Below are 6973 nucleotides of genomic sequence, written 5' to 3' on the forward strand. Positions count from 1 at the left end.
GAAGCATTGGATAAAACAAATAGAAGGTCGTTATTCATTACTAAGGTTGAAATATCAAGTTAAGTTTAATGCGAGAGTTAATTTTATTGATTAATCTGATTTAGTTAAAGTTAAATTTTGATAATTCAATCGAAACAAATTGAGAACAACTGCATAGTTAGGCAAAAGCTAGTTATTTCATTGCATTTAGATCAGTAACACTGGGATAGTCAGGCTTTCTTTAAACTTGATTATGGGCTAGTAACCCAAATAAATTTAGCAGGAATCTTAATGAGATGTAAAGATGGCTTAGAGTGATTTTTAATGAGAAAACTCATATTACTTTCTCTGTTTTTTATTATGTAAACTATAGAGGAGATCATTTAGTTCTTAATAATCAGATGGGGAAATTACTATGACTCACTCCAAAAGCCATTACTGGATTTTGATCCTATGCAAAGCCACGAGTTAAAAGCAAGCACAGATGCATTGCATCAATAGGCTCAAGAGTTAGCGAATAATGTTGAAGAGCAAAGAAAGTTACTTGACGTCACACAGCAAGAATTAGAAATTAAACATTTTAAAGCACGGCCTCATTTAACTTTCTATAGTTATCCTTTTACCCTAACGATGAAGGAGTTTCCTGAATACTATGATGATGGTTCTATTATGGATATGGATCATCATTAAGTAGCAGATATTAAGATAATCATTGAAAATAGGGGAGACCTGGCAAAGCATGTAACTATTGAAGAGTTGGACTCGAATTTTGATGATTTTAATATAGAGCATTATGAGTTAGCAGCAAGGCAGAAAACTAGGCTTGATATTGAATTCATAGGAGAACGACTTGAACTTTTAAAAAGCGAATTTGAACAAGATATCAAGTTAAGAATTATTTACCATGATAAATATGGGCGACAATATTCTGACCTAATGGATGTTTATATTTTTGTATTGAGAGATGCTTCTGGTGGTTTTGGAGTTAGTATCAAGCGAAATACCTTTTGTTCAAATGAAGTAACAATTGAATAAGATAATTAATCTATTAAATTAATAGTGGGTAATTGAATCTTTTAATACATTTATTGACACCTTAAATTTTGCGCATTATCCTTTGCGTGCTGGCCTACATTGCCAGTTGGTTTTGACAGACCATTTCTCAGAGATATTAAAAGATCTTCTTTTAATATCTAGCTCCTCGTTCCCTCCCGTAGCGGTAGGACGGGAGAGGGACACTTTCGAGTGTGCTGGCCTCTGAGACCAGTCTGTCAACCCTTTCTCGTTCTGCCACCATAATTCTTGAATGCTTTGGCAGAACTCCCAATATAAAGGAGTTGGCTATGCATATTCTTTTTATACCGCCTGATTAGTTTTAATAGGGTTTGATGAGCTTCTGGCTCTTCAAGCTTTAGGTCTTTTCGTCTAAAAATTTAACTAAAAAAATGTCATGTGAGATACATCGTGGCAGGGCTTCATATTGCCTAAAAAAGCCTAAGCTCCATGACGACATCACTGGATAAAATGATGAAAAATAAAATTTTGATGGGTTTGGTTGGTATCAGTGTTCTGATGATTACTGGTTGTTCTTCTGATTTCGAAAAGGGTATGAAACAAAGCTGTAGGAATACAGGAGGGAGCCGCAGTTTCTGTTCTTGCTTCTACGACAAGATGGAAGAACATTATGGCAAAGAGAGGCTGGAGGCGATTGGCATGATGCAAGTCAGGATGCCAGAGGATTTCGAAGAGGTATCTTTTAAGTCTGGTCAGCAATGTGCACATAAACTTTAGAACTTGTATTCAGATTCAATCTTAGTTTGCTTTTTGATTTCACCTGTTGCCATAAGCAGCGGGTTAGATAGGCTTACCTAAAAAATGAGGAATTTACAATGAAACATCCATTGATTGGCCTTTATTTCACTATTGTGATTGGTTATTGGTTGTATTTGATTTGGCAGTACCCTATTTATTCTGGTGGATATGCCTTGGGGCGGGCGCTTGTTTGGCCTGCTGATTTTCTACGTTGGTTGTTTTAGTACCTAAATCTAGGAAGATGCCATGACATTCATATCGAGAGAATTACTTCAGAAAAGCCGTTGGATGTTGATGTTAAGAGCGAGTGACAATATTTATTTTGCACCCGCTATTCCTTATAAAAAATTGCAAGGGGCTATGAGTTATCTCCCTCAAGGTGCTCATCCAGATGAAATCCTTATGCTGATTGACGATACGGTATTTGGCAGTGCTAAAGCTGGACTTTGTATAACGGCGACTGGACTCTTTTATAAAGAAAGCTTTGGAGATGAAGCCGCTTATCTCTTTAAAAATATTCATCATGTCGATGCAGATCTTGGCGTCATTAATCATGGGATCGTACTGAATCGGATGGAAACCTTGACCTTTACCCAACTGGATAAGGGGGCAGTACGAACATTGGCTTCATTTCTAAATGAAGTCTGTCAGGGACAAACAGAGACCTACCAAGCTCCACCACAGATTGATGCAGAACTGAAGGTGATTGTTGATCTGTTTGCTTATTTCATCACATTCAATATGGGTGGATGGAATGCTGAATCTAGTCATGCAATATCAAATCACTTTGCAAAGCTGAATGATGAAGCATCACAACACTATATTAAAAGTTTACTGAATGAACATCCCAACTTTGAATATAAGGAGTTATTGCATCGCTTTGCAGAACTTAAAGATGTGCTGACTTACAAGCTTCGTACGGAGATGATCGAACAACTGGTTTATGCCATGGCACTGGGTCAGGTTGAGCAGACTCAGGCTGATCTTTTCATGACCCATTTGTGTCGAGTATCTCATGTGTCTAAAGCCGTATTTCCTGATCTGGTCCAAATTATCTATCAATGCTTAGCTGATGAAAAGAATCAGTCTCCTCATTCAGCTTTAAATAGTGAACAACTTCAAGCATGCAAACTTCTGGACATTCAGCCTGAATCACTAACTGAACAAACCTTACAAACTGCTTATCGAAAAAAGATGGCTGAGTTCCATCCGGATAAATACCAGACCTTACCTGAATCTGTTCGTCAGTTGATTGAAAGCCAGGCACAGCAACTGAATGAGGCAAGAGCTCTATTAAAAAGCTATTTGGACAATAACTGAAAATAAAGAATTTTTACTTACATATTACCCCAGTGAAGGCAGCCCTAAAGCGCCGTATATCCTCTATTTCAAGGTAATGATATGAATATGATAAACAACAGCACTAACTCAACTAAAAAGGTACCACCGTTATATTGGTTGTTAACCGTAGTCATGATGGTTGTACTGATTGCTGGTGGAATTTTATTTAATCAACATCAAAAACGACAAACTGAACTTCAGTTAGCACAACTCGCTTTAGAACAATCCAAAGTACAAAATCAATCTATTGCAATGCAAGCAGCCTCTGAACCCGCTGAATCAGGTTTCACCGGAATTGAAAGTATGGTGGAAAACCCAGAATCAGAATCTACTCATTCACAAGCTGAGGACGAAGTGGTTGCAGGTGCTATAGCCGCGGTTGAGAATGCCAAAGCACAAGGTGCGAATATAGGAAAGCTCAGTTCAGAAGTTGATGGTGAATACCATGAAGGAAAAACCTTAAGTTCGAACGCCTCTCGCTATGGTTTAAAGCCAATCAAAACCGCTCCTAGTGATTTAAAGGCAACCATCCCGAATATTGATCAAATGTTAGCGTCACACCTCATGAACGTATGGGGCCGTTCAAGTCCGGATCAGGTGAGTAAACGAGTAGAAGGATGGAGCCAGCAAGGCAATACCATAACGTATCGTGCTGCATGGGATTCTGACCGTTATCAATGTACTTGGTATGTGGTGAGTTGGGATAAGAACAGCAATCAAGTCCTGAATGAAGGATACCAGTCATGTTTTGGTCACTAACTTAAATAGCCTTTTAGCATTTATTGAATGATTACTTTTACATACAGCAGAGAAAAGATTATGAACTTTATCAAACTTATCATTTGTGGCATTTTAAGCCTTTCAATCAGTTCTATTGCCTTGGCTAAAACTGAGCAGGTTACACTTAAAGCCAATGTCTATTACGGCGAAGAATCAGTTGTATTTCCAACCACTAAAGGCGAAGTCATTTTAAATAGCTATGCCATACCAGCCAAAGTTGTTCCACAAGTCAAACCTTTTAAGAAAGGTCAATGTTTAGAAATCAAATCGAAACATGGTTTCTTTAAAGACACTGGAGATGGGCAATATATTGAAAGTATCAAATCTTGTAGCAAGAAAGGTTTAGCGACTCCAAAAGTAACTCGTTAATTTGACTTAATCGAGAAAAGCAACATAAAGCTCAATCAAACCACAAGCATTTGCTTGTGGTTTTTTTATGCCTTTTATTTAGGAGGATAACTATATGCATCAATGCCCTTACTGCCATTCGAGGCATTTGAAATTACTACGGCAGTCGGAGCAAAGCCACCAAAGCGTATTTGCAAAGCTCTCATCGTTCTCACCGATGTCTCTGGCAGCAGCCTGTATGCAATTGTCAAAGCGCAGTCCTATACATCCTTTGGTTGGGGGCTTTGTTGGTTTAGTTGTAGGGGGCATGTTTCTGCTCTACGTCCAACATCAAGACAACACGGTGACGTTGCATTACCAGTGTGAGCAATGTCTAGAACACTTTGAAATCAAACAGTCGAGTTTTTAGTAACTCTTATTTTTACAAAATTCAAATTATTTAAATCAATTAAAGGAAATCAATCATGGCACATCAAGTTGAAACAATGGCATTTGTAGGTGAAACCCCTTGGCATGGCTTAGGGAATCAACTGACCCGAAACCAACCAATAGAAATCTGGGCGGAACAAGCAGGTATGGACTGGCGGATTGAATCATCCAATGTCAGTTATATGGCAAAGAATGAACGTGGACAAAGCATCATCATGCCATATGAAGATCAGCGAGTCCTTTATCGTTCAGATACTCATGAACCGTTATCGGTGGTGAGTCAGCGTTATAAGGAAGTTCAACCGATGGAGATATTAAACTTCTATAAAGACCTGACCGAGCAATCAGGCTTTGAGCTGGAAACAGCAGGAGTACTCAAAGGTGGCCGAAAGTTCTGGGCATTAGCAAGAACAGGGCAATCAGCTGCATTGAAAGGTAAAGATGTTAGTAATGGCTACATTTTATTAGCAACAGCTTGCGATGGGACATTGGCCACCACAGCACAATTCACCAGTGTTCGAGTGGTGTGTAATAACACGTTAAGTATTGCGATACGAGGGCAGACCAGTGGAGAGGATGTTGTGAAAGTACCTCACAGCACTAAGTTTGATGCAGACAAGATCAAGCAGCAGCTGGGTATTTCTATTAAAACTTGGGATGAGCATATGTATGAAATGAAACAGCTAACTCAACGAAAAGTCACCCAACAGGAAGCAGCTGCTTACTTTGATGCGGTGTTTAATAATACGTCTATGAGTGCTATAGATCAGGAGGAAAGTATTATTCAATATTACCTTAAAGCAGCATCTATAGACAAAAAATCAAACTCCAAATCTGAACCGAATGGACGAGCGATGACTAAAACTATGGAAATGTTTAATGGACAAGGACGGGGAGCTGAGTTAAGTACAGCGAAAGATACGGCGTATGGTTTGCTTTGTAGTATTACCGAATATATTGATCACGAGCGTCGAGCAATGAGTCAAGATCATCGATTGAACTCAGCATGGTTTGGTGCAGGAGCCAATATTAAACAGAGGGGGTTGGAACAGGCATTAAGAATGGTGTCCTGAATTTAGGAAACTATTTAATAAATTCAAACTTTAAGTCTAAATAAAAAAATCCATGAGTTGAAAATTTATGAAAAGCCTTCATAAAGAATCATTTAGTGTATTGTAAATAGAGAGTAGCGAGAGAATGCAATATTCAAATGGTCTTACTATTGAACAGTTGTAAGATGGATTTTTATTGTTAATTAAAGATAAAAGCCTTTTTGACTTTTTATGGGGAGAAATTTGCTAAAGATTTCATGCATGAGCGTTTTATGGCAAACGTATCAGTTAATTCTTCTGATTACAGAATTCATATTCGAGACTTAAAAGCTCATGTATTAGTAGAAGATTTAAAATGTATCCTTGCTGATTTTCTAAATCAATACGTTTAGAGATTAATTTAGATCACAACAAAAACCACATCCGAAGATGTGGTTTTTTTATGCCTTAAAAAATATAGGAGTACCGTTATGGGACAAGCCATGATTAGCCAACAACAACCTTTTATAGGTCTACCCGTTGCTGCAAAAACTTATTCACGTCATACCAGACGGAGTATCAAAGCCAAACGATCAATTTTTTACTATCAACTTGCATTAATCCCGCCACTACATTGTTATATATTTTCTTGGATAAAATTAAGACTGAGCGGCTTGTACGGTTAAGCCGCTCCAACGTTTAAAGGCACGTCGAAAATTGGTAGCATCATTAATTTGCAAATATTGAGAAATTTGTTCAGTTTTAAAACCATGTACACGATAGTATATTTGCTGATTACAGTTATCATCAAAAAACTGTCTGAGACAATGATCTTTATAACTAGAAGTGAATTAAATTGATCCGATATTGTTGCTTTAAGAAATTTTAATAAATGAGTGGAATATTAATAAAATATTCTATTTTAATTTAAGGATTTTAGTGTGAAATAGTATTTATTTATGTGGCTTCTAAGGTTGTTTGAGTAAATAGTGTATATTTAATTGTTCGGAATATTGATTTAATTGTTTTTAAAATAAAATTAATATTTAATTTTTTTAGTGTTTTAAGGTGATTATTTAATAAATTATATATATGTTTATATGTCTTTTAGTTTTAATTAAAATAAATTAGCTCGTCTGGATAACTGCTTATACGAAAATTAGGCAGAATTTTTTATTTTAATTGTTTTTCCATTTTCCATTTTTCATTTTTCATTTTTCATTTTTCATTTTTCATTTTTCATTTTTCATTTT

General features: G+C 36.8%; 9 protein-coding genes. All 9 read left to right on the forward strand.

The window, feature by feature from the left end; translation table 11 throughout:
- The first annotated feature begins 735 nt into the window (after nt 1–735).
- Nucleotides 736–1014: a hypothetical protein gene (locus RMB03_RS00390; protein WP_311073067.1), complete on the forward strand. Its 279-nt coding sequence runs from the start codon at nt 736–738 to the stop codon at nt 1012–1014.
- 492 nt (nt 1015–1506) lie between these two features.
- A complete protein-coding gene (locus tag RMB03_RS00395) occupies nt 1507–1770 on the forward strand; it encodes a hypothetical protein (protein ID WP_311073080.1) in 264 nt (87 codons plus the stop codon).
- 98 nt (nt 1771–1868) lie between these two features.
- On the forward strand, nt 1869–2015 hold the full coding sequence (locus RMB03_RS00400; protein ID WP_281834537.1) for a hypothetical protein: 147 nt from the start codon (nt 1869–1871) through the stop codon (nt 2013–2015).
- 70 nt (nt 2016–2085) lie between these two features.
- Nucleotides 2086–3111, forward strand: coding sequence for a molecular chaperone DnaJ (locus tag RMB03_RS00405; protein WP_311073082.1), 1026 nt, complete (start codon nt 2086–2088; stop codon nt 3109–3111).
- Between the two features lie 81 nt (nt 3112–3192).
- Nucleotides 3193–3891 (forward strand): hypothetical protein, encoded by a 699-nt coding sequence (locus RMB03_RS00410; protein ID WP_311073070.1) that lies wholly within the window; start codon nt 3193–3195, stop codon nt 3889–3891.
- Between the two features lie 60 nt (nt 3892–3951).
- The gene (locus RMB03_RS00415; protein WP_311073072.1) at nt 3952–4281 is read left to right on the forward strand and encodes a hypothetical protein; all 330 of its coding nucleotides are present in this window, start codon (nt 3952–3954) and stop codon (nt 4279–4281) included.
- Between the two features lie 94 nt (nt 4282–4375).
- The gene (locus RMB03_RS00420; RefSeq protein WP_311073074.1) at nt 4376–4669 is read left to right on the forward strand and encodes a hypothetical protein; all 294 of its coding nucleotides are present in this window, start codon (nt 4376–4378) and stop codon (nt 4667–4669) included.
- Nucleotides 4670–4724: 55 nt separating this feature from the next.
- Nucleotides 4725–5762 carry a DUF932 domain-containing protein gene (locus RMB03_RS00425; protein ID WP_311073076.1) on the forward strand — a complete coding sequence of 346 codons (1038 nt, stop codon included), beginning with the start codon at nt 4725–4727 and terminating at the stop codon, nt 5760–5762.
- 449 nt (nt 5763–6211) lie between these two features.
- The gene (locus RMB03_RS00430) at nt 6212–6406 is read left to right on the forward strand and encodes a hypothetical protein (protein ID WP_311073078.1); all 195 of its coding nucleotides are present in this window, start codon (nt 6212–6214) and stop codon (nt 6404–6406) included.
- Nucleotides 6407–6973 lie beyond the last annotated feature (567 nt).

Source organism: Acinetobacter sp. V91_7, from assembly GCF_031799075.1.
GTDB lineage: Bacteria > Pseudomonadota > Gammaproteobacteria > Pseudomonadales > Moraxellaceae > Acinetobacter > Acinetobacter calcoaceticus.

Coding starts and splice junctions, on each gene's coding strand:
- RMB03_RS00415 (WP_311073072.1), top strand. CDS start 3,952: ATGAACTTTATCAAACTTATCATTTGTGGCATTTTAAGCCTTTCAATC.
- RMB03_RS00405 (WP_311073082.1), top strand. CDS start 2,086: ATGTTAAGAGCGAGTGACAATATTTATTTTGCACCCGCTATTCCTTAT.
- RMB03_RS00420 (WP_311073074.1), top strand. CDS start 4,376: ATGCATCAATGCCCTTACTGCCATTCGAGGCATTTGAAATTACTACGG.
- RMB03_RS00395 (WP_311073080.1), top strand. CDS start 1,507: ATGAAAAATAAAATTTTGATGGGTTTGGTTGGTATCAGTGTTCTGATG.
- RMB03_RS00430 (WP_311073078.1), top strand. CDS start 6,212: ATGGGACAAGCCATGATTAGCCAACAACAACCTTTTATAGGTCTACCC.
- RMB03_RS00400 (WP_281834537.1), top strand. CDS start 1,869: ATGAAACATCCATTGATTGGCCTTTATTTCACTATTGTGATTGGTTAT.
- RMB03_RS00410 (WP_311073070.1), top strand. CDS start 3,193: ATGAATATGATAAACAACAGCACTAACTCAACTAAAAAGGTACCACCG.
- RMB03_RS00425 (WP_311073076.1), top strand. CDS start 4,725: ATGGCACATCAAGTTGAAACAATGGCATTTGTAGGTGAAACCCCTTGG.